Annotated in this window: 19 protein-coding genes and 1 tRNA gene; 14 read left to right on the top strand and 6 right to left on the bottom strand. The window is 68.0% G+C overall.

All coding sequences use genetic code 11. The features are described from left to right. Positions 1–21: 21 nt before the first annotated feature. Positions 22–96: transfer RNA gene (locus tag ABGB14_RS11705), tRNA-Arg, on the top strand. A gap of 119 nt (positions 97–215) precedes the next feature. Then, positions 216–818 carry a hypothetical protein gene (locus ABGB14_RS11700; RefSeq protein WP_347643621.1) on the top strand — a complete coding sequence of 201 codons (603 nt, stop codon included), beginning with the start codon at positions 216–218 and terminating at the stop codon, positions 816–818. A gap of 93 nt (positions 819–911) precedes the next feature. On the opposite strand, the gene ABGB14_RS11695 is transcribed toward ABGB14_RS11700, so the two are convergent. Then, positions 912–1,061: a hypothetical protein gene (locus tag ABGB14_RS11695; protein ID WP_347643620.1), complete on the bottom strand. Its 150-nt coding sequence runs from the start codon at positions 1,059–1,061 to the stop codon at positions 912–914. A 721-nt stretch (positions 1,062–1,782) separates the two neighbouring features. Here ABGB14_RS11695 and ABGB14_RS11690 point away from each other — a divergent pair. Genes ABGB14_RS11690 through ABGB14_RS11670 form a run of 5 tightly spaced genes read left to right on the top strand, consistent with a single transcriptional unit; the run spans position 1,783 to position 6,044 of the window. After that, positions 1,783–2,316: a MauE/DoxX family redox-associated membrane protein gene (locus tag ABGB14_RS11690; protein ID WP_347643619.1), complete on the top strand. Its 534-nt coding sequence runs from the start codon at positions 1,783–1,785 to the stop codon at positions 2,314–2,316. Between the two features lie 48 nt (positions 2,317–2,364). Further along, the gene (locus ABGB14_RS11685; RefSeq protein WP_347643618.1) at positions 2,365–2,910 is read left to right on the top strand and encodes a TlpA disulfide reductase family protein; all 546 of its coding nucleotides are present in this window, start codon (positions 2,365–2,367) and stop codon (positions 2,908–2,910) included. Beyond that, positions 2,910–4,769, top strand: a complete 1,860-nt coding sequence (locus ABGB14_RS11680; protein WP_347643617.1) for an ABC transporter ATP-binding protein — start codon at positions 2,910–2,912, stop codon at positions 4,767–4,769. Before ABGB14_RS11685 ends, ABGB14_RS11680 begins: the two co-directional genes overlap by 1 nt. Continuing rightward, entirely contained in the window at positions 4,766–5,215 is a 450-nt protein-coding gene (locus ABGB14_RS11675; protein WP_347643616.1) for a S26 family signal peptidase, read from the top strand. Before ABGB14_RS11680 ends, ABGB14_RS11675 begins: the two co-directional genes overlap by 4 nt. Before the next feature lie 46 nt (positions 5,216–5,261). Next, on the top strand, positions 5,262–6,044 hold the full coding sequence (locus tag ABGB14_RS11670; protein ID WP_347643615.1) for a fused MFS/spermidine synthase: 783 nt from the start codon (positions 5,262–5,264) through the stop codon (positions 6,042–6,044). Between the two features lie 109 nt (positions 6,045–6,153). Here ABGB14_RS11670 and ABGB14_RS11665 read toward each other — a convergent pair whose 3' ends face one another. Continuing rightward, positions 6,154–7,461 carry a cytochrome P450 gene (locus ABGB14_RS11665; protein ID WP_347643614.1) on the bottom strand — a complete coding sequence of 436 codons (1,308 nt, stop codon included), beginning with the start codon at positions 7,459–7,461 and terminating at the stop codon, positions 6,154–6,156. Positions 7,462–8,199: 738 nt separating this feature from the next. Here ABGB14_RS11665 and ABGB14_RS11660 point away from each other — a divergent pair. Then, a complete protein-coding gene (locus ABGB14_RS11660) occupies positions 8,200–9,690 on the top strand; it encodes a carboxylesterase family protein (RefSeq protein ID WP_347643613.1) in 1,491 nt (496 codons plus the stop codon). Positions 9,691–9,736: 46 nt separating this feature from the next. Here the strand turns inward: ABGB14_RS11660 and ABGB14_RS11655 are convergent, their stop codons facing one another. Both ABGB14_RS11655 and ABGB14_RS11650 read right to left on the bottom strand, forming a co-directional pair. Then, the gene (locus ABGB14_RS11655) at positions 9,737–10,393 is read right to left on the bottom strand and encodes a response regulator transcription factor (protein ID WP_347643612.1); all 657 of its coding nucleotides are present in this window, start codon (positions 10,391–10,393) and stop codon (positions 9,737–9,739) included. After that, positions 10,390–11,526 carry a sensor histidine kinase gene (locus ABGB14_RS11650; protein ID WP_347643611.1) on the bottom strand — a complete coding sequence of 379 codons (1,137 nt, stop codon included), beginning with the start codon at positions 11,524–11,526 and terminating at the stop codon, positions 10,390–10,392. Before ABGB14_RS11650 ends, ABGB14_RS11655 begins: the two co-directional genes overlap by 4 nt. Positions 11,527–11,665: 139 nt before the next feature. Here ABGB14_RS11650 and ABGB14_RS11645 point away from each other — a divergent pair, with 139 nt between their 5' ends. The 4 genes from ABGB14_RS11645 (at position 11,666) to ABGB14_RS11630 (ending at position 17,083) form a co-directional block, all read left to right on the top strand. After that, the gene (locus ABGB14_RS11645) at positions 11,666–12,109 is read left to right on the top strand and encodes a hypothetical protein (RefSeq protein WP_347643610.1); all 444 of its coding nucleotides are present in this window, start codon (positions 11,666–11,668) and stop codon (positions 12,107–12,109) included. A 264-nt stretch (positions 12,110–12,373) separates the two neighbouring features. Beyond that, positions 12,374–14,764 (top strand): tetratricopeptide repeat protein, encoded by a 2,391-nt coding sequence (locus tag ABGB14_RS11640; protein WP_347643609.1) that lies wholly within the window; start codon positions 12,374–12,376, stop codon positions 14,762–14,764. A gap of 106 nt (positions 14,765–14,870) precedes the next feature. Beyond that, positions 14,871–15,851, top strand: a complete 981-nt coding sequence (locus tag ABGB14_RS11635; protein ID WP_347643608.1) for an NAD-dependent epimerase/dehydratase family protein — start codon at positions 14,871–14,873, stop codon at positions 15,849–15,851. A 296-nt stretch (positions 15,852–16,147) separates the two neighbouring features. After that, positions 16,148–17,083 carry a hypothetical protein gene (locus ABGB14_RS11630; protein ID WP_347643607.1) on the top strand — a complete coding sequence of 312 codons (936 nt, stop codon included), beginning with the start codon at positions 16,148–16,150 and terminating at the stop codon, positions 17,081–17,083. Between the two features lie 74 nt (positions 17,084–17,157). Here ABGB14_RS11630 and ABGB14_RS11625 read toward each other — a convergent pair whose 3' ends face one another. After that, on the bottom strand, positions 17,158–17,856 hold the full coding sequence (locus tag ABGB14_RS11625) for a response regulator transcription factor (protein WP_347643606.1): 699 nt from the start codon (positions 17,854–17,856) through the stop codon (positions 17,158–17,160). Beyond that, positions 17,793–19,019, bottom strand: coding sequence for a histidine kinase (locus ABGB14_RS11620; RefSeq protein WP_347643605.1), 1,227 nt, complete (start codon positions 19,017–19,019; stop codon positions 17,793–17,795). The genes ABGB14_RS11625 and ABGB14_RS11620 overlap by 64 nt, the downstream gene beginning before the upstream one ends. A gap of 157 nt (positions 19,020–19,176) precedes the next feature. Between ABGB14_RS11620 and ABGB14_RS11615 the strand changes: the two genes are divergently transcribed. Both ABGB14_RS11615 and ABGB14_RS11610 read left to right on the top strand, forming a co-directional pair. Continuing rightward, positions 19,177–19,605 (top strand): hypothetical protein, encoded by a 429-nt coding sequence (locus ABGB14_RS11615; RefSeq protein WP_347643604.1) that lies wholly within the window; start codon positions 19,177–19,179, stop codon positions 19,603–19,605. Positions 19,606–19,610: 5 nt separating this feature from the next. Beyond that, the gene (locus tag ABGB14_RS11610) at positions 19,611–20,603 is read left to right on the top strand and encodes a hypothetical protein (RefSeq protein WP_347643603.1); all 993 of its coding nucleotides are present in this window, start codon (positions 19,611–19,613) and stop codon (positions 20,601–20,603) included. The last annotated feature ends 136 nt before the right edge of the window (positions 20,604–20,739 follow it).

The raw sequence follows: 20,739 nt of genomic DNA, 5'->3' as shown, positions 1-20,739 counted from the left end.
TGATAGCCTTGTCACTCGTCAGCCCCCTTAGCTCAGGGGATAGAGCACCGGCCTCCGGAGCCGGGTGCGCAGGTTCGAATCCTGCAGGGGGCACCAGACAGAAGGTAAGAACGATGGGTCGCCGACTCTCCTGACGGAGGGTCGGCGAATTCGTTTGTCATGGCCGCGATCGCGGGCACATTGTCCTCCTTCACTGTGATCCTGATCAGCACCTCATGGGTGTCGACGCGGTAGCGCAACTCCAGGTTGAAGGCTTCGAAGAGCTTGCGCTGAAGCTCCTCCGGGACGCCTCGGAGACCCCTGGCCAACGCCGGGAGCTCACCCAGGATGCCGAGGTCCTCCTTGCCGGCCTGCGGTTCCTGCTCGGCCAGCGCCTTCACCTCTGTGATCTTCGCCTTTCCGGCCCGGGCCAGGTCGGCGTGGCGACGCTGGAGCCGTTCACGGAAATCACTGTCGATGTCGTCGTCGCCCGTCGGGACGTGATCTTCTCTCTGAGCGAGCACGTTGTTCTGCCGTTTCTCCAGGTCGAGGATCTCCTTTCGCAGCTGCTTGATCGCGGTGTCATCCTGCGGGGCACTCTGAGCCAGGTCTGCGCCGGGCTGGGCCAGGCGATGCGGGTTGAAGACGCGATCGGCGAAGAACTCGTGCACGAGATCCAGCAGGTCGTCCTCCCGGATCCACAGGCTCTTGGGGATGGGCGGCGTACCAGTCGCGACGATCCTTGTGGTGCCGCGGATCCGGCTCGCACGCGTAGTAAAAGGCGTCCCAGGACAGCTCCAGCATCTGCAGCACGTACCACTCGGCCACGGCCTGCTTGACCCGCCGCGTCAGGACGGGCGTCGCGCGCTTGCGGGCACGCCCGCCGCGGGGTCGGTCGAGTTGAGGCAGCGGCTCATCGGCCGCCAGCAGCATCACCCCGGCCACTCCAGCTCATACTCGATCTTCGTACCGAAGTACGTGCGACGGGCCACTCGTTCGACGGGCTCGCAGATGACCGCGGCGAAGCGCCGGTCGGGGCGCTTCGCCTCGGCCAACACCTGCGCCTCGTATAGGCCAGGCACAGGATCAACGCCGCCTTTGGACCGTAACAGCATGATGGCTGCGATCAGCCGTCCATGACGAAGGTGTTCGTCGATTCGATCACGAACCCGCGGGGACAACTCTGCCCACCGCCTATCCCGCGCTTCCACACCTCCTCAGTCTGACCAGCGATGATCACGGTGTTGCTACACCCCTCTCAAACACGCTCTGAGGAAGAGTTGCCCCCATCTCGGAACTGAAGGCTCCCCTGCCGGCGGACAGCACAATGACCGCTGAACGACCGCTAAACGACCGTCTGATGGCCTGGTTTTTTCGACCATCACCTCGATAATTACCAAATAACGGCGCAAGCTGAGCTGTTGCCCGATGCCCACTCACTGGAGCATCAGGAGACGAATCCGGAAGAGAGGACGCAAGTCATGACATCAGTTCTGAACCGAGTAGGCGATCGGCTGCTCGCGCATCTCGCCCCCAAGGAAACCGCCGGCGCAGGAGGATGCGAATACTGGAGAGGGTGCGTGTCCGCCTCCGGCTGTGGTCCGATCCACACACAGATATTGACGGTCTACACCAACTGCCACACCGAGAGGGGAGCCTGCTGCTGATCGCAGGCACCCGACCCTGACCATTCCGTTCGGTCCCGCGGCCCGCCGCCGAGCCGGGCATGAATGCGCCGCGTCTCGGGGCCGTGCGGAATTCAACCGAAGAAACAGCCGGAGGGAGTGAATCAACGTCAACGGATTGATCGCCTATATTGGTTTCGGCTGTCGGCTGCTGCTGGCGGTGGTGTTCCTTGTCGCGGTGGCGGGCAAGCTGTTTCGGCGGCGAAATCTTACTGAATTCCGGTCGTCGCTGGCGGCCTTCGGCGTGCGGCCGCGCTGGAGGCCGGCGGTCACGGCGGGAGTGGCCGGGGGCGAACTCGCCGCGGCGGCCCTGCTGCCGGTCGAGGTCACCGCTCTGGCGGGTCTGGCCATCGGGGCGGCGCTGCTGATCGCCTTCACGTCGGCGATCGCCGTGGCCCTGCGGCGCGGCACGCCGGCCGATTGCCGCTGCTTCGGCGGTTCGGCGCGGCCACTGGGCCTACGGCACCTCGTACGCAACGCCATCCTCCTGTCGATCGCGGCCTGCGGAACGGCGGGAACCGTGCTGGCCACGAATCCGGGGGCCGCGGGATGGGACGCGGTTGCCCTGCTGCTCTCCGGATCCGTGGCCCTCTTTCTGGCGGCGATGCTCATCGCCTACGACGACCTCGTGTCCTTGGTGCTCGCTCGTTGACGCCCTGCCCGCCGACCCTCGAAAACCTGACCGATCAGGAGTGTGTTGATGAATGCCGTACTGACCGCCGCGGTCGCCATCGTCGGTGCGCTGTGCGGGCTCAACCTGTTACTGATGCTCGCCGTGCTCCGCCGCCTGCGCGATGACCAGCAGAGGAGCCATGACCCTCTCGCGGAGCGCGGATTGGTGCCCGAAACAGGAACCCGCGTGACCGATTTCACCGCGACGACGATCGACGGGGACGAGGTCTCAACGCACGGCCTGGACGGCCCGCTGCTGACCGGGTTCTTCTCCTCGGGATGCCCGTCCTGCCGGGACGAGCTTCCCGCCTTCGTCAGATTCGCTGGCGCCCTGCCCGGCGGACGCGAACGCAGCCTGGTGGTGCTCGCCGGGTCGGCCGAAGAAGGCGCGGACATCATCGACGCCGTACGCGAGGTGTCCCGGGTGGTGGTCGAGCCGCTGCGCGGTCCGGTGGAGAGCGCCTTCGGTGTACGGGTCTGGCCCAGCTTCGTGGTGCTCGCCCCGGACGGCACGGTCTCGGAGAGCGTCTCCGGCGTCGACAGGCTGATGCCTGCCCAGGCCGTCATGCGCTGATGGGAAGAGGTGACTACGCGGCCGGCGGCGACACCCGCTGGCCGGAGAGATGCCTCGCCGCCCTGGCCGTGGCGTGGCGTGTCAGGGCGGCGTTGCTGGTGGCCCAGATGGTCATGGTGTTCGTCATGGGCGCCGCGCCGGTGGGTGTCGCGTGGGTGACCAAGCAGGTGCTGGACGAGCTGCTGCTGCGGCAGCGCTCCATCGGCTGGCTGGTGGGGCAGGGCTCGCTGCTGGCCGGCCTGGGACTGCTCGCCGCGGCGCTGCCGCACTTGTTCGCGTACACGCAGGCCGAGATGGGGCGGGCCGTCCGCCTCCACAACCAGGACCGGCTGTACGGAGCTTTGTCGCGTTTCTCCGGGCTGGCCAGGTTCGACGATCCGGCCTTCTACGACCGTATCCGGCTGGCCCAGCAGTCCGGGGATCAGGCGCCGCAGCTCGTCCTCGACGCGTTGCTGGCAGGAGTGCGCAGCCTCGTCACCATGACGGGCTTCGTCGTCTCGCTGCTGGCGGTGAGCCCTGTCATGGCGGGGGTGGTCCTGCTGTCGGCCATCCCGGTCGTGGTCGCCGAGCTGAGCCTGAGCAGGAGGCGGAGCGAGCTGTTGTGGACCACCAGCCCGAACGTGCGCAGGCAGGTGTTCTACGCCCAGCTCATGATCGACCGTACCGCCGCCAAGGAGATCCGCCTGTTCGGCCTGGGCGGCTTCGTCCGGTCGCGCATGCTGAAGGAGCTGCGTCAGGTCAACGACGCCGAGCGGGCACTCGACCGGCGTACGTTCCACACCCAGTTCTGGCTGGCCGCGCTCACCGCCACGGTCGCGGGCGGCGGCCTGGTCTGGGGCGTTCTGCTGGCGCGCGCGGGCCGGCTCACCCCCGGTGACGTCGTCATCTTCACCGCCGCGGTCGCCGGGGTGCAGGCAGGGTTGTCCGGGCTGATCGCCCAGGTGGCGAGAGGACATCAGGCGCTGCTCCAGTTCGGCCACTACCTCGACATCCTGAGCACCGAGCCTGACCTGATGACGCCGGCCGGCCCGGTGCCGGCGCCACCGTTGCGGAACGCGATCGAGCTGAAGGACGTCTGGTTCCGTTACGACGAGGACAAACCGTGGGTGTTACGCGGGCTCGACCTGCGGGTCCCCGCCGGCGCGCTGCTCGCCTTGGTCGGAACGAACGGCGCCGGCAAGAGCACGCTGGTCAAGCTCCTGTGCCGCCTGTACGATCCCACGCGCGGTCAGATCCTGTGGGACGGCATCGACATCCGGCTCTTCTCCGTCGCCAGCCTGCGAGAGCGCATCGGCACCGTGTTCCAGGACCACATGAACTACGACTTCACCGCCGCGGACAACATCGGCATCGGCGACCTCCCGGCGCGCGACGACCGCGACCGGATTCGCGCCGCCGCTGTCTCCGCCGAGGTTCATGACACGATCGCCGGCCTGACGCGTGGATACGACACGCTGTTGAGCCGGATGTTCTTCATGAGCGCCGAACCCGACGACGACAGCACCGGCCTGACGTTGTCCGGCGGCCAGTGGCAGCGGATCGCCCTGGCCCGTGGCCTGATGCGGGGCCGCAGAGACCTGCTCATCCTCGACGAGCCCAGCTCGGGCCTGGACGCCGAAGCCGAGCACACGATCCATCAGCGGCTGGTCGAGCATCGCCGCGGAAGGACCAGCGTGATCATCTCCCACCGGCTGAACGGCGTGCGCATGGCCGACCATATCGCCGTACTCGACGGCGGCCAGGTGACCGAGCAGGGCACCCACGACCGGTTGATGGCCCGGGACGGCACCTATGCCAGGCTCTTCCGGATGCAGGCCTCGGGATACAGCACCGAGCCGGACGCGCGGCCGCTCTCATGATGGTCTGGGCGATCGTCCTGCTCACCACGGGCGTGACCGTGGCCGCCCTGCTACGACGGCGCATCGTGGTCGTCACGGTGACCGGGATCAGCATGACACCGACGATCCAGCCGGGAAACCGGCTCCTGGTGCGCCGGTGCGGCATCGCCGGGCTGAAGATCGGGGACATCGTGGTCCTGGAGCCGCCCCAGCCGTACATCCCCGACGAGGTCACACAGCTCGTCCCCATGCGACCGCAACCGCGATGGAACGTCAAACGGGTCGCGGCCCTCCCCGGCGACCCGATCCCCGCGCAGGCTCAGGCCGCGACGGGAGCCGCCCGGATCGTCCCGGCAGGTTCGCTGATCGTCCTCGGCGACAACGACGAGGGCCGCGACTCCCGCCAGGTCGGCCTCTACCCCGCCGACCGCATCCTCGGAGTCGCCCTCAGAACACTGGCGGTGTGAAATGTCCCTTCACGGTGGCGCGGTAGCGGCGCAGACCGATTTCGGCATGGTCGATCTCGTTCCGGACCAGGGCCGCCCCGGAGCCTGGATGTTGCTGCTGGACCATTTTCCGCAGTCTTTTGTGGATCTCGCCGACCCCCGCCACCTGAAATTCAGGTATGTGCGGTGGCTCGCGTCGATCGCCGACATCGTCGCGGAACCCGGCGCTCCGATCAGGGCACTGCACCTGGGCGGCGGTGCTCTCACCCTCCCCAGGTACGTCGCCGCCACCCGGCCGGGCTCGGCCCAACTGGTCGTCGACCGGGACGCGGCGCTGATGGCGCTGGTCCAGCGGGTGTTGCCGCTGCCGGCCGCGGGCGGGCTGCACGTCCACATCGCGGACGCCCGCGACGCGATACGGACGCTACCCGCGCGATCTCACGACCTTGTCGTCACGGACGTGGTGAACCGGACCGGGGTGCCCGCACGGCTGGCGAGTGTCGAGTTCGCCACCGAAGCCGCACGGGTACTGGACCGGAACGGACAGTACGCGTTGAACGTCATGGATTCTGCACCTTTCGCCTTCACCCGAGGCGTGGCTGCGACGTTCTGTGCGGTCTTCGGCGACGTGGGCCTGTTCTGCGAACCGGAAGTGCTGCGCGGCGACCAGATCGGCAACCTCATACTCGTGGGTACGAACGACCGCCTGCCGACGCGGCCCCCGGCCACGCGTACGACGCGTACACCCTCTCCGGTGCGGCTGCTGAGCGGGGAGGAGTTGAGCCGCTTCATCGGAGACGCCCAGCCCATGCCCGACACGGCCGCGGTCGATTCGCCGTCCATCACCTGATCGCTTGAGGCCGACGCGGTTCGAATCCCACCTTCCTACGGGAATCCGCAGGTTCTCCTCGTGGTCAGCGGGAGCTGAGGGCGCGGATCGCTTCATATGCGGTCCGGCCTCAGCCTCTCGGCGTGAAACGCGCCCTCAACCCGTCGGGCACCAGGAGTGCCTTCGGATTCGGCAACTTCTCGGTGACGTTCACCGCCTCGATGTCGTACGTGTCGGCCAGCCAGGCGATCGCGAGGGTCAACTGCACCAGGCCGAGCTGGTTACCGAAGCAGATGCGCGGACCGGCGCCGAACGGGAAGTACGCCCGCCCGGCGTAGGGGCGATCCCGGTCGAGCCAGCGTTCCGGCCGGAACTCGTGCGGCTCGTCCCACCAGCGCGGATCGCGGTGCACGTGGAAGGCGCTGAACATCACCTGCTCACCGCGCCGGAGCCGGAAACCGGCCAGCTCGGTGTCCCGTTGCACCCAGCGCCCCATCAGCCAGGTCGGCGGGAACACGCGGAGCAACTCGCTGAGGAACGCCGCCGTGTAGGGAAGATCCGTGACCGCGACCGGCTCGCCGTGCCTGGCCGCCCGGACCATCGGGCCCTCGGCGCGAATCCTGTCCAGGTGCGCGGGCTGCAGCGCGAACTGCCGGATCGCCCAGGCGAGCGTGGCACCGGGCACGCCGTGCGAGGCACGCAGGACGACGTCGATCAGCCGTACGACGGAGGTCCTGTCGAGGTCTGCCTCCCCGCCGGTCAGCAGCACGTCGAGGAGATCCCTCGCCTCCACTCCGGCGGGCACCGCCGGCCGGTCGGCCACGTGCCGTTCGAGGAGTGCCATCGCGCGCCGGCTGGTTCTCTTGATCCGCAGGACGCTGGGCAGCGGCAGCCAGCGCGGCAGGCTCAGCGAGCTGTCCATGAGCCGTACGGCCATGGTCGCGCCGGCGGCGACGGCGTCGGCGATCTCCGTGACGTCGTCGCCGTGGCCGCCCAGACAGTAGTCGGCGACGGCGAGACCGGAGAACTCCCGCATCAGCGGAAAGATTTCGACAGCCTGATCGCTGGAGCGACGGACCAGCCTGTCGAGCTGTTCGAGGAAACGCGCGCCGTGAGCCGCGGCGGCCGATTTGTTGGCGCCCCGCCACCCCTTCCTGCGGGCGAGCATGTTGGACCCAGCCTGCGCCTCCCATGGATCCCGGTCACCGGAGAACAAGGAGCCCTCGGTGCGGAAGTCGGTATTGGTACGGGTGAAGAGGTCGTGGATGACCTCCGGATCCGAGACCACCACGGTCGCCCGGCTGAACCGGAACACGTCACCGAACTCACGCCGGCAACGGGTGATGAAGCCGAGGCGGTCACGCTCGTACTCATAGGTGGCATCCAGCAGTTGACGCCCAGAAGGGCCCGGTATCTGGCCAGAAACGGTTGCGGTCATTCGGTGCGGCTTTCCGGTTTCTCCGTGAGGGTGGGCGGCTGAGAGAGCAGCCGCCCACCCGGACGAGGGTTTAGTGGAACCACCAGTAGCGGCCGCCCATCTTCCCCTTGCTCAGCCCAATCACGGTCGCGGTCCGGTAAGCGATTTTCCGCATCATGATGCTTCCTTCCACATACAATCCGAATATTGCCGTGTTCCAACCGTGCACGATCAGCGATGACCAGGGCCAGGGCGCTGGCTGGACATTGACCGGACACATGGATCAGGTCGTCGAACCGGACCGCGAGCAAGCCGGCCACCAGTCCCCCGGCCGCTCGGCCCGCCACCACCGCTTCGGGCGCGGGCAAGCGGTCGCCCGCCGGCCCGCCCAGGCTCATTGAGGCAATGGGTTTCGCTTGTCACCACAAATCTTTCGTGAGCCACAGAGCTCCGGCAAGGACAGCGGCGGGACATATTCTGGGCATTCCCGCAGTGGCAGCGCGAGCGGGGTGAATGTCAACGCGCGCGCTTTGTCCCATGACGGCTCCCGCGAAGAGCCGGCCGTCAGCACCCGTACGAAGCCGATCACGATCCGCTGTCGCCGCGTGAGGCCGGTAATGGAGCAGCGCCCTACTACGCGGCGACGCGTAGCCGCCGGATACGGCTGTGGAGGGAAGACACGGGCGGCGTGTCACGATGAGGGTGAGGGGCATGTTGAGAACCCTTTTCCTCAAGACGGCGACGATCGCGTCAATCCTGATGGCCGGCCTGACCGCACCAGCCCATGCCGATGCCGCGGTGGTGCGGACCACCGACGGCCCGGTGCGCGGGAAGGTCACCGACGGCTCCCGCCTGTTCCAGGGGATCCCCTACGCCGCACCACCGGTGGGTGCGTTGCGCTGGCGTGCCCCCGCCGCGGTGACCCCGTGGACCGCGGTTCGAGAGGCCACCAAACCGGGCTCGGCGTGCCCCTGGCGAGAGTCACCCGACGAACCACCGCAGGGCAGTGAGGACTGCCTGTATCTCAATGTGGCGACGCCGGCCGCGGCGTCGTCCCGGCGCCTGCCGGTGATGGTGTTCGTCCATGGCGGCGGTTTCACCAGCGGCAGCGGCGGAACGTACGACGCGAGGCGCATGGTCGAGCGCGGTCAGGTCATCGTCGTGACCCTGGACTATCGGCTCGGCGCGCTGGGCTTCCTCGCCCATCCGGGGCTACGCGAGCCGTACGGCGGCAACTTCGGCATCGCCGACCAGCAGGCGGCGCTCCGCTGGGTGCGCGCCAACATCGACCGGTTCGGCGGCGATCCGCGGAACGTGACCCTGTGGGGTCAGTCGGCAGGTGCCGTCAGCGCCTGCGCCCAGTTGGCCGCTACCGGCGCGAAGGGCCTCTTCCACAAGGCGATCGTTCAGAGTGGCCCGTGCGGGAACGCGCTGCTCGCCAGGAAGGTGGCCGAGCGCCGGGGCCTGGACACGGCGCGCCGGCTGGGCTGCGCGGATCCGCGTACCGCCGCCGCCTGTCTGCGCGCCAAGCCGCTGGACGATCTGGTCGGCCTGTACGAGGACCAGGTCGCTTCGATCGAACCCCGGCGCACTGCGATGCCGTGGGGGCCGGTGGCGGACACTCCGGCCATCCCGGTCCAGCCGGTGAAGGCGCTGCGGGCTTCATCGATCCCCATGATCCACGGCGGAACTCGCGACGAGATGACCGTCGTGGTGGCCCGCCGCCACGCCAAGATCACCGTAGCGGAGTATCGGCGAACGGTGAAGGAGCTGTTCGGAGCCCGGCAAGGCCAGCGAGTGCTGCGGCAGTATCCGGCGGATCGGTATGCCAGCCCGGCGTGGGCGCTGGCGACCCTGCTCGGCGACCACGGGGGCAAGATCGGCGCCTGCTCCCAGTTGCCCGCCAACGACGCGGCGGCCCGAAAGGCCCAGGTCTTCGGTTACGAGTTCGCCGAGCCGGTGAAGGGGGCGGTCATCAACGGCATGCCCATCGGCGTATCGCACAACGCGGACGTCCCCTATCTGCTCGACAGCCTCGATCCGGACCGCCCGTCCGCGCCGCCGTCGCCCCTGCGCGACAGGATGGTCGACTACTGGACGAGCTTCGCCAAGTCCGGCACGCCGGGATCTGACTGGCCTGTGTACAAGCCTGCGACGGTACTGTCCATCGACGCCCAGGGCGTCAAGCCGGTCGACGTGTCCGCGGCGCATCACTGCGACTTCTGGAAGCGGCTCCCCGGCGGCTCCTGACCCGCGGCGATCCGCTCCGATCCCTCGCCTGGGCCCGCCGGTGTACCTACATCGGCGGGCCCAGGTCGGACTGTATGGCGAACACCACGAGTTGCGCCCGGTCGCGGGCCTTCAGCTTGAGCATCGCCCGGCTGACGTGGGTTCGGACGGTTTCGGTGCTGAGCACCAGCTCGCTCGCGATGTCGTCGTTCGACAGGCCGGCGGCCACCCAGGCCACCACCTCGCGTTCGCGCGCCGTGAGATCCTTGACGTCCGGGTGCGCGATCATGACGGGGGCACGGCGGGTGAACTGGGAGATCACGCTGCGGGTGACCCCTGGCGACAGCAGCGACTCCCCCCGTGCCACCACACGTACCGCGCGTAGTAACTCCTCAGGGTCGGCATCTTTGAGGATGAATCCGCTGGCACCATCCCGCAGAGCCGCGAAAACATACTCATCCAGCCCAAACGTGGTCAGCATGACCACTCGGACCGACGCCAGCGCCTGATCGTCGGTGATCTCCCGCAGCGTCGCGAGGCCGTCCATCTCCGGCATCCTGATGTCCATCAGGACCACGTCCGGCGCCGTGTCGCGGACCACGGCCAGCCCGGCACGACCGTCGGCGGCCTCGCCGACCAATTCCGTGTCGGGCTCGGAGCGCAACAGCGTCCGCACCCCGACGCGGATCAAAGCTTGATCGTCCACGACCACGACGCGGATCATGTCGCCTCCACCGGCATCTGGGCCCGGACGGCGAATCCCCCGCCGGGACGAGGACCTACTTCGAGTTTTCCGCCGAGCGTCTCGGCCTGCGCCCGCATGCCCCGAATGCCAAGACCTTCGTCCGGCGCCGACAGCGTGCCGGCACCTGTGTCGGTGACCTCGACCAGGAGTTCGGACCCGTCGCGGCACACCAGGACACGGGTGTTCGCCGCACCGGCGTGGCGCAGCACATTCGTCAGCGCCTCCCGCACGATCCGGAACGCCGCCGCGTCCACCGGCCCGGCCAGGCCGAGGTTCGGCTGGACCTCCACGGTCACCTCGATCCCGGCCGCCCGCACCCGGTCTGCCAACGCGGCCAGGTCGTCCAGACCAGGTGCCGGCGCGTGCGGCGCGAACCCGTCGCCGCGTAGCCGTTCCAGCTCCACCCGCAGGTTGTCCAGAGCCTCACGACTCGTGGCGCGTACGGCCCGCATGGCGTGGCGTGCCTCGGCCGGATCGCGATCGAACACGTGCAACGCCACCCCGGCCTGCATCGCGATGGCCGCCAGTCCGTGACCGATGGTGTCATGGAGATCCTGCGCCATCCGCAACCGTTCCTCGGAGGCCACCCGCCGCGCGTGCTCGTTACGCAGCCCGTCCGCGGCCTCCCGCCGCACTCGTACGCTGATCCCGGCCGCCACCGTGACCAGGGCGACCGCGGCCCAGATGAACACGTCAGTGGCCAAAGTCGACGACTCGCCGGCCATGGGAGCGGCCTTGGCGAACAGCGCCACCACCTGCACGCCGAGGTCCGCCGACACGGCAGAGGTCGCCTGGCCGATCGGCCAGGCGGCTGCCACGCTGAAGACCGCGACGGGGAGCGTCAGCAGGATCGGGCCGAACGGGTATCCCGCCGCCAGATACGCCGCCACCGCGGCACCGTTGACCGCCAGTGCCACACCCGGCCGGCGCCGTAGGGCCAGCGCGAGTGCCGCCGTCACCACCAAGGCGTAGGCGAGCGGGTCCAGCGGACGGGCCGCCTCCGGCTGAAACGTGGCCGCCGGCCCCGTGCCTATCAGGCCGACCGCCAGAAACGGCAGGCACGGCCACGCTTCGACCGACCAGCCCTGCGCCCGTTTCCAGACATCCCTCACGTTACCGACCATAACGCCGCCTGAACGCCGCACGCCGTACGCAACCTTGCGTATACGCGAAAGCCGCAGCCACGGGGATGCCCTGGCCGAGGCTTCCGGCCCATAGTGAACTCTTCAGCTCTCACGAAAGGACGAGGCCATGAACGTCAGGCTTTCGGGAGTCCGGCTGGCCACCGTAGGCGGGTTGATCACCGGCGCGGCCGGAATGGTCATCCAGGGGGTTTCGGGGGTCCCGATGCCGATCGTCCCGCCGGGTCTGGTTCTCCTGGTCGGAGCAGCCCTGCTGATCGCCTTCACCAGGTGGCGCTGGACGCCGGCGCTCGGCGCACTGGTAGGGCTCGCCGAGGCCGCGGCCATCGGCATCGGTCAACTGGACACCCTGGCCGACCCGTCCGCACTGGGGATCTTCCTCGGCACCTGGATCAGAACCCTCGGCGTCGTGCTGGCCATCACCGCCGGTGTGGCGGCCACCGTGATCGCGTATCGCGGTGCGAGGGGCAGGCGTTCCGCAGACGACCTCGGCAACGGAGTTTCGCACATCGCGGATGGCGGCGGTCAGTCGGCGACTTCCCGCGGCCGTTAGAGGATCGCGGTCTCCCGCCCCTCCGAAAGCCGGCTGAGACAAGACGGGGTCGGCCCGGATTTGCGGCCACCGACCATCGGCCCGACCGGGTCGACCGACATTCTTCCTCATCAGCAGCCATTCGGATTTCGGGAGCAATTCGACGGACGATGGGTTGACCGCGGTCCGGTTCGGACAGGTGGATTGCAGCGCATGACGCAGACCGGAATCACCCGATGACTTACTCATACGCATGTGGGTGGATGTGCTCATTGGAGATGTTTGATGTTCGCAAGAGAACGAGACACAGCCGATACCGGTCCGGTTGACAAAGAACAGACCCTGGGGGGCCTGCTGCGAACGTGGCGGGAACGGGCACTGCTGACTCAGGAGCAACTGGCTCGCCGCACCGGGCTCAACACGCGTACTGTCCGCCGGCTGGAACTCGACGAGGTTCATCGCCCGCGCACCGCGTCACTGTACGCGCTGGCCAGGTCGCTGGGGCTGAAGGACGCCGAAAAGGAAGAGCTGATCGCCGCGGCCCGCACCGCTTCGGTTCGAGTGCTGAACCTCCCCAGGCTGGGAAATTCCGCGGCCGGCGGCCGCGGGGTGACCGCCGACGACGACTTGCGACCGCGTCTGATGACCACGCCGCAGCAACTGCCACCCAACGCCGCACACTTCGTCGGGCGGCGTATGGAGCTCGCCGTCTTGGACGGCCTCTTCAAGGAACCAGAATCGGCCGTGGAGCCGAATCTCCGGGTTCTGGTGATCGTCGGTGGCGCTGGAATCGGCAAGACGACGCTGGCGCTTCAGTGGTGCTCGTCGGTCGCGGACGAATTTCCGGACGGGCAACTGTACGTCAACCTCAGAGGCTTTGGAACGCTCGCTCCCATCGAGCCGGTGAGCGCCTTGGCCATGCTACTCCGCAGCATGGGTGTAGCCCCTGACGAAATCCCTGACGACCCGGTCGACGCGTCCGCGTTGTTCCGGACCCGTACCGCGAACAAACGCCTGCTGCTCCTGCTGGACAACGCGCTGGACAGTGAGCACGTCCGCCCGCTGCTGCCCGCCCCTGGCTGTACTGTCGTCGTCACCAGTCGCGACCAGCTACGCAGTCTGGCGGCACGCGACGCCACCGCCCGTATCAGCGTTCCCCCGCTCGAACTGCGGGACTCTGTCGAACTGCTGAGCCGGGTCTCGGGCCGGTCCACGGTCCCGTTCGACGACCCGACCGTTCGCGAGCTCACGGATCTGTGTGACAACTCACCTCTCGCGCTGCGGATCATCGGTGAACGCCTCGCACGGCGGCCCGATATCCGCCTGTCCGACGTCGTCGACGAAATCACCCATGAGCGGCTCGAAGTCTTCTACAGCGGCGACGACGCCCCGTCGGACATGCGTACGGTTCTTTCATGGTCCTATCAGCACCTCGACAGGGACGCCGCGTGGATGTTGCGCGCGCTGGGCGCGCTTTACCCCGGGAGTGACTTCAGCCTGGCGGCGGCCGGCGCTCTTTCCGGGTTTTCCCCCGGGCAGGCGCGCAGGCATCTGGACCGGTTGGTCTCCACGCACCTTGTGCAGCAGCAGAGCCATGACCGCTACAACCTGCATGATCTGGTGCGCGCGTACGCAGCCGAGGAGAGCCGCCGGCAGGACGCCACCTCGGTCCGCACCGACGCCGTCTCACGGCTTCTGACGTGGTTCATCCACGGCATGTACGCCGCCGACGTCATTTTCACGCCCGGCCGCATGCGGGAGCCTCTGGGCGAGCTGAGTGAGCTGGGCGAAACAATGGCGCCCTTCGCCTTTTCCGATGAGTCTGCGGCCCGGCACTGGTACGAACTGGAACACCAGACGCTGATAGCGTTGCCCGCCTGGGCGTATGACAATGGCGAGTCTCTTGCCGCCTGTCAGATCGCCTACCTGCAAGAGGTATACCTTTTTCATTACAGCTACTATCACGAACTGCTCAGCGGCCACAAGATAGCGGTAAAAGCGGCACAGAAGATCGGCGACCTCCGGCTGGAGGGGCATCTGCTCAGCGCGATGGGTAACACGTGCTCTGAGCTCCTTCGCCTCGACGAGGCGGCCCGATACTTCTACCAGGCGCTGGCGGCGGTCCGAGAATGCAAAGACCGCCGCGGCGAGGCCAAGGTTCTCGGGAACATCGCCATGAACGCCATCGACGTCCAGGACTATGAGACGGCGCGAAAGCGATGTGAGCAGGCGATAGCCGTGGCCGTCGACTCAGGATACGAGCGGGGCCACGCCCACACTCTGGACACGCTCGGCGAGGCGCATTTGGGCCTTGGTGACATCGCCTCGGCCATCGAGTGCTGGCATCAAGCGCTCGTCATCAATCGTCGGAGCGGTGCCCTCTTCGTTCAGGCGACGAACATCTCCAACCTGGGGCGTGCCTACTCTGCCCTAGGGGACCACGAATACGCGATCAAACACCATCTGGAAGCGATCTCCGTATGCCGGGCGATCGAGAGCCCGCGAGGACAGGCCATGGCCATGTTCAACCTGGGTCATGCCTACCGTTCTCAGGGGAGCCTGGCGGAGGCCGAGGCCGCCTGGCAGGAGTCGCTGGCCATTTTCTCCAAAATTCGAGATGCCAAGGCCGATGAGGTCTGGCGCGAGCTCCAGACGATCCGCGAGGACACTCAATGACACATTCTGATTCCGCGCGGTTCCGCGCGCTGCTGGGCGTCGGTTCGCGGACAGGCGTTGGCAGAGCCCTCGCCGGAGGTCCTCAGATGATGCCGGAGTCGGTCGCATGAGAGTCCTCATCTTCGGCGGTACCGGATTCACCGGCAGACGGATCACCCGGCGGCTGGCCGAGCGCGGCGACGAGGTCCTGGTCGTTCATCGAGAAACGACCATGGCAGAGGACCTGCCGGGGGTGTCTCACCTGCTCACCGACCGTCAGGCGCTGGCCGGTCACGCCGCCCGCGTCCGCCGGTTCGCCCCTGAGGCAGTGGTCGACGCCTTCGCGTTGACGGGCGCTGATGTGGACGCGGTTCTGCCGGTCCTGCCGGACGTCCCCGCGGTGGTGCTGTCCAGCGTCGATGTCTATCAGGCGTTCACAGGACTGAACACCGGCCGCGAGCTCGCCGCCATGCCCCTCGACGAAGAGTCCGAGCTGCGCCGTGACCGTTACCCCTACCGTGGCGCCGGCCTGCCGGGTGTGCCGGATGACTACGAGAAACTCGACGTCGAGGAGCGGTGGCTGCCCCGTGGCGCCGTGGTGCTGCGGTTGCCGATGATCTATGGCGCGCACGACTGGCAACGCCGCGAGGACCCCATTCTCCGCAGGGTCCGCGCCGGCCGTCAGCGCATCCCCGTCGGCGCGGCCAACCTGCTCTGGACCCGGTTGCACGTCGACGACCTGGCCTCGGCCGTCCTCGCCGCGCTGGACACCCGGGCCGCCGACGGACAGGCCCTCACGATCGGCGAGTCACGCACCCTGACTCTGGGAGGCTGGTTCCGGCAGATCCTGGATGCCGCCGGCTCGTCCGCGGAGCTGGTGCGCGTCCCTGACGCCGCTCTTCCGCCCTCACTAGCGCTGGCCGGCGCACCGCTCCAGCACATCCTCGTGGACTCCCACCGCGCCGCCTCACTGCTCGGCTGGTCAGCCGGCGACCCCGCCGAACGGGTCTCCCAGTCCGTACGCTGGCACCTGGATCACCCCTCCCCATCACCATGGACAGAGGAGGAGGCGGCAGCCGACGATGCCGCACTGGCCGCGAGCGGCTGAAAACACATATGCGCCGGCGCCCAATCTCGCATGACGGCTTCACTTTGACTTCATCGGCATTTCCGGACTTCGATGACAACGATTACGCCTGAGCCCGGGGGCGCCGGTGTGATGTATTTGCGTTCATGAGATTTCGACGAGCCTCCGCGTTCTTGGTGGTGCCGGCCTTATGCGTCTCCCTCGTGCCCGCGACGGCGCCTTCTGTCCATGCGATGGACGGCGCCTGCGTGCCACCACCGGCCAGCAGTCCCGACTATTACCAGTTCGTTCAGACATATCGCAGCGAGTGTTCTTCCGTGCGCAACTGGAACCGTACGTTCCCCGACGTCTCGGTGTCGGCGTTGGTCGATGACCGCAACAACCTCGCGGTGACGAGTTCCACCTCGCTGGCCGGGGCGATCGCCTCGGTCAAGGCGGGCGGAAAGGAATTCGTCGCCAGCGGCGGGCACGGGGCCGCGCTCCAATACGCCTTCCACGCCTGGCAGAAGACCGGGAGGGCCACCGAATGCTACAACCCCACACAGGCGGGGGCGCGCATCGACGACGTGGGCCAGCGCGAACCGTATCACGGACCCAGCACAAGTGCCCTGTACGTCATGGCCAAGGCCGGCTCATCGATTCGCACTGAATCGCGACCGGCGATGTACTTGACCCGGGCCGATCGCCAGCCAGGCTATGACGGCTGCCTGGCCGCCAATGTCCAGCCCAACACCAGTCCATTCACCTTGGGGTTGTCGCCGTACTGGCTGCGCACCCAGGTCCAGCTCGCTCCCGACAACAAGGTCGCGGCGCTGAAGAATGTGGTCCGGCTGTCTGCTGACTTGACCTCCGAAGACTCTTTGCACGAACAATTCGACGGGGTGCTGATAGCTTATCTTCAGCGGGATTTCGTGCGCGTCTACTCCTACGAGCCGACTGGCGATGTCCTCACCCCTGGCCCGGCCGCCGAATACGTCACAAAAGACCCCGTATTACGCTGCACCGCCGACCATCTGCACTGCCTCGGCATGTATGTCAGGCCGGCCGTACTGGGCACATCCGCCTACTACTACACGATGACCCGACCCCCGTCGCCGTACAACGGCATGGCGGGCGAGTACACCATGCAGGTGACCTCCCCTGCCGTTGACGTCGCGAAAGGCGACGTCTTGACCTACGAGACCTTCCTCGTCGTGGGAAACCGTGACCGGGTCGCATCGACGATCCGGCAACTGCATCAAGCGCTCACGTGAGTCGCCGATGACCACCCACGCGTTTCCACGGGGATAGGGCCGCCGGCGGGCCACCACACAAGTACGGCCCGCCGTCATCCCGTTCTCCGGATGTGCCCGTTCTCCCATGCCCATGCGGCGATGCCGACCCGGCTGGTGGCGGCCACCTTTCGTTGAACGCTCGCGACATGGGTCTTCACCGTGCCGATCGAGATGAACAGCTCCGTCGCGATGTCGGTGTTACTGAGCCCTCGCGCGACCAGCCTGGCGATCTCCAGTTCGCGCTCGGTCAGAGGCGTTTCCCGCGGCTCGTCGGTGCCCGCGTGCTGACGGCGGAAGTGCTCCAGGAGCCGGACGGTGATCTGCGGGCTGATGAGTGTGTCGCCGTTCATCGCGGAGCGCACCGCCTCGATGAGAAGAGCGGGGCCGGAGCGTTTCAGCAAGAATCCGCTGGCGCCGTCCCGCAGCGCGATGTAGGCGTATTCGTCGATCTCGAACGTCGTGACGACGATCACCTTGACGGCGCCCTTGAACTCCGGCCCGGTCAGGCGCCGAGTCAGCTCAAGGCCATCGAGTACCGGCATCCTGATGTCCGCGAGCACGACGTCGGGACGATGCTTCCGGACCGCTCTCAGCGCCTCCTCACCGTCGCCGGCCTCCGCCACGACACACATGTCGGGTTGCGCATCCAAGATCATTCTGAAGCCGATCCGGACCCGCTCGTGATCATCTACGATGAGGATTCTGGTCCCCATGACACCTTCTTCCGGGGAAGCGACGCCTTGACGTGCCATCGCGAAGGTTCGGCGAACCCCGCGGCGAACGTCCCCCCGAGCACCTCAACCCGCTCCCTCAAGGCGATCAGGCCGAATCCGTCGGAACCCGCGGTCAGCGGATTCGCCGGTTCCGACGTGTGATCGCTGATCACTTCGACGGTCACGTACGACACGGCGCCTTTCCACGCCGATGCGACCCTCACCTCGACCGTGGCGGCATCCGGCGCGTGCTTGCGGACGTTCGTCAATGCCTCCACCACGATGCGGAAGATCGTGGCCCCGACCTCCGGAGTGACGTTCTCCTCGACGCCCGGCTCCAGGTTCAGCTCCGTATGAGCGGTGCCGCTGTCATCGAAGCGGCGCACCAGCTCTGGCAGGTCCCGGAGCTCGGCGGCCGGTCGCACACCATTCTTCTGCGCGGCGGATCCGTGGGCCGATTCGTCTTCGCCCTCGCCCCACAACGTACGCACAGTACGGTCAAGCGTCGAAAGCGCGCGCAGCGCGTCCGCTTCGATACCGCGCAACGCGACCCCTTGCTGGGCCGGATCGTCGTCCGCGACGGAGATCGCCGCCTGAGCCTGCACCAGGATGCCGCTGAGATCGTGGCCGAGGAAGTCATGGAGGTCCTTGGCCAGCTCGACGCGCTGTGACCGCCGGACCTGAATGGCCCGCCGTTCACGCACGTGATGCCGGCGGCGGCCGGTGGCACCGGCGGCCACCGCGGCGCAGGCGAGCGCCCCGCCGAACAGGGACATGCCGAGACCCTCCAGCACGGAAGCGATCTCTGTCAGCCGTAGCACGAGCACGGAGGTCGCCAGGCCGGCGAGCAGGCAGCAGACGACAGCAACCCCTGCCGGGACAAACCGGGCGGACAGGAGGATGAGGACGATCAGGCCGGCGGCCTCCGCAAGGGTGGCCACGCCCTCCGCCGATCCCGCGGGCGGAGAGTAGAGCGAGGTCAGCCCGATCGAGACCAAGGCCGCCGCGAACGTCAGCACCACCGTCGTCGTCGAACGACGGGCGTGGAAGAGAACGGCGGCCAGCACCGCCGCGCCGACGCACACACCGGCGCCAAGCGCGCTGAGCGGTTCCGTCCAGACGAACGCCGCGAGCGTGACGGCCAGCGTCACGCACACGGCTCCGGTCACCACGCCGGCTTGTGCGTGTCCGCTGCCGTTCATGCGGCGAAGTCTATGACGCGTCCACATTCGTCACCTCCGCCGCCAGTCAGAGATTTCGCCCCTCGACCGCACGTCATCTCTGCCTCCAGATGGATGCCGGCGACTCGCTCACACCGGCAGGCTCTTCCTGACCACCACCAACGACGCGGAGACTCACATGACCCACGCCGCCACTCTCAGACCCCGATCCACGACCACGAAGACCATGGGCTACCTGGCCGCCGGCATGGCCACAGCTCTCGCGACAGCACACCTGACGATCTACACGATCGGATACCTCAACACCCCGGACACGCCCATCAGCGCCTACCTGCTCGGCGGCGTCGCAATCGCGGCGATGGCGCTGGTGTTCGCGGGAGCGGCTCTCAAACTGACGCGCACCAGCGGTCCGCAGAGGTGGCGCCGGACGCTTCTCACGCTCTGCTGGACCGCCGCGCTGCTCCTGGCCTTCCAGACGCTGATGATCGCGCTTCAGACACCTGGACTGCTCATCCAACCGGCAGGGCCAGGGCCATGGTCCCTCGTCGGCGGGCCCGCCTTCGCCGTCTTCGCCTGGCGGTCACGCCGGCGCAGGCCGCGCACGTGACCGCCGTGGGCAAGCGGGGGGTCCTGTGGTGGACGGCCGCGGCGATCTGGACCGCGGCATACGGGGGTCTCGGTCTGTACTGGGCGAGGGGCGGAGCCGGATTCCCCTACGCCGAGGCCGGCGCCGCGCGCTCCGCGGGCGCCCTTCTCGTGGGACTGCCGCCCGGCGCGACAGGGGTGACGATCGCGATGATCGCCGTCGCCCTTCTGGCCCTTGCCGCACTCCGCCTGTTGCGCCGGTCCGAGACGACCATGTGGTCCGCGCGATCGGCAGGGGCGGTCGCCGCCCTCCTGCTCCTGGCCGTCCCCGACGCCCGTCTCCTCGTCGCTCTGGTCAATGTGCTGATGCTGCGCCTCGGCGACCTTCCTGCGATGGTGCCGCACCAGGTCTTCGTCCTTGCCGGCGCGTTCGCCTGGTGGCGGGCGGCACAGGCGGACCGTCCGCCGGGTGCCGGCACGCGGCCGTCCGGTCACGAACGCCGGGTGTGGCTGGCCGCCGTAGTCCTTCCGCTGTTGTACGCGGCCCGGCAGTTGACCTGGGCACTCGGAATCCATGTCGGAGTCTCGGAGGAATTCGTGCGGCCGTACACCGCTCCAGGGGCCCGTCTGACGGAGGCCGTTCTCGGCGCGATGACCGTCGCCGGCGCGCTGCTCACCCTGGGCCTGCGCCAGAAGTGGGGGAGCCGCGTGCCACGCTGGAGCCCGATCCTGCCCGGCCGGCCGGTGCCCGTGCTTCTGGTGGCGATCCCCGGCGGACTGGCAGCGATCATTCTGTCCGCCGCGGGGCTGTCGATCTATCGGGGCCTTCTGTCGATGGCGCTCGGGCTCACGCCCGCCGGGCCGAGCGCCGCCTTGGAAAACTGGGCCGTCTGGCTTCCGACACTCGCCTGGCTCCCCTGGGGGCTCGCCCTGGGCGGCGCGACCCTGCACTACCACCGCCGCAGACGCGCGACCGCGCCGCTCGGCCACCGGCATGTGCCGGGGAGTGGGCTGTCTTAATGCCGCTGGGATGGGCGGTGGAGCAGATCACCCACCCACCCCAGCGGCGCTCAGGGGACCCACCGGTGACGGCCGCCTATCCGGCCTCGCTCATCCGCACCTCGGAGAGCCGGCGGAGGGTCCGCCGAGGCCCGGC

Origin of the sequence: Nonomuraea sp. B10E15 (assembly GCF_039871615.1) — a bacterium.
Lineage (GTDB): Bacteria > Actinomycetota > Actinomycetes > Streptosporangiales > Streptosporangiaceae > Nonomuraea.
This window is presented reverse-complemented; position numbering and strand designations above follow the sequence as displayed.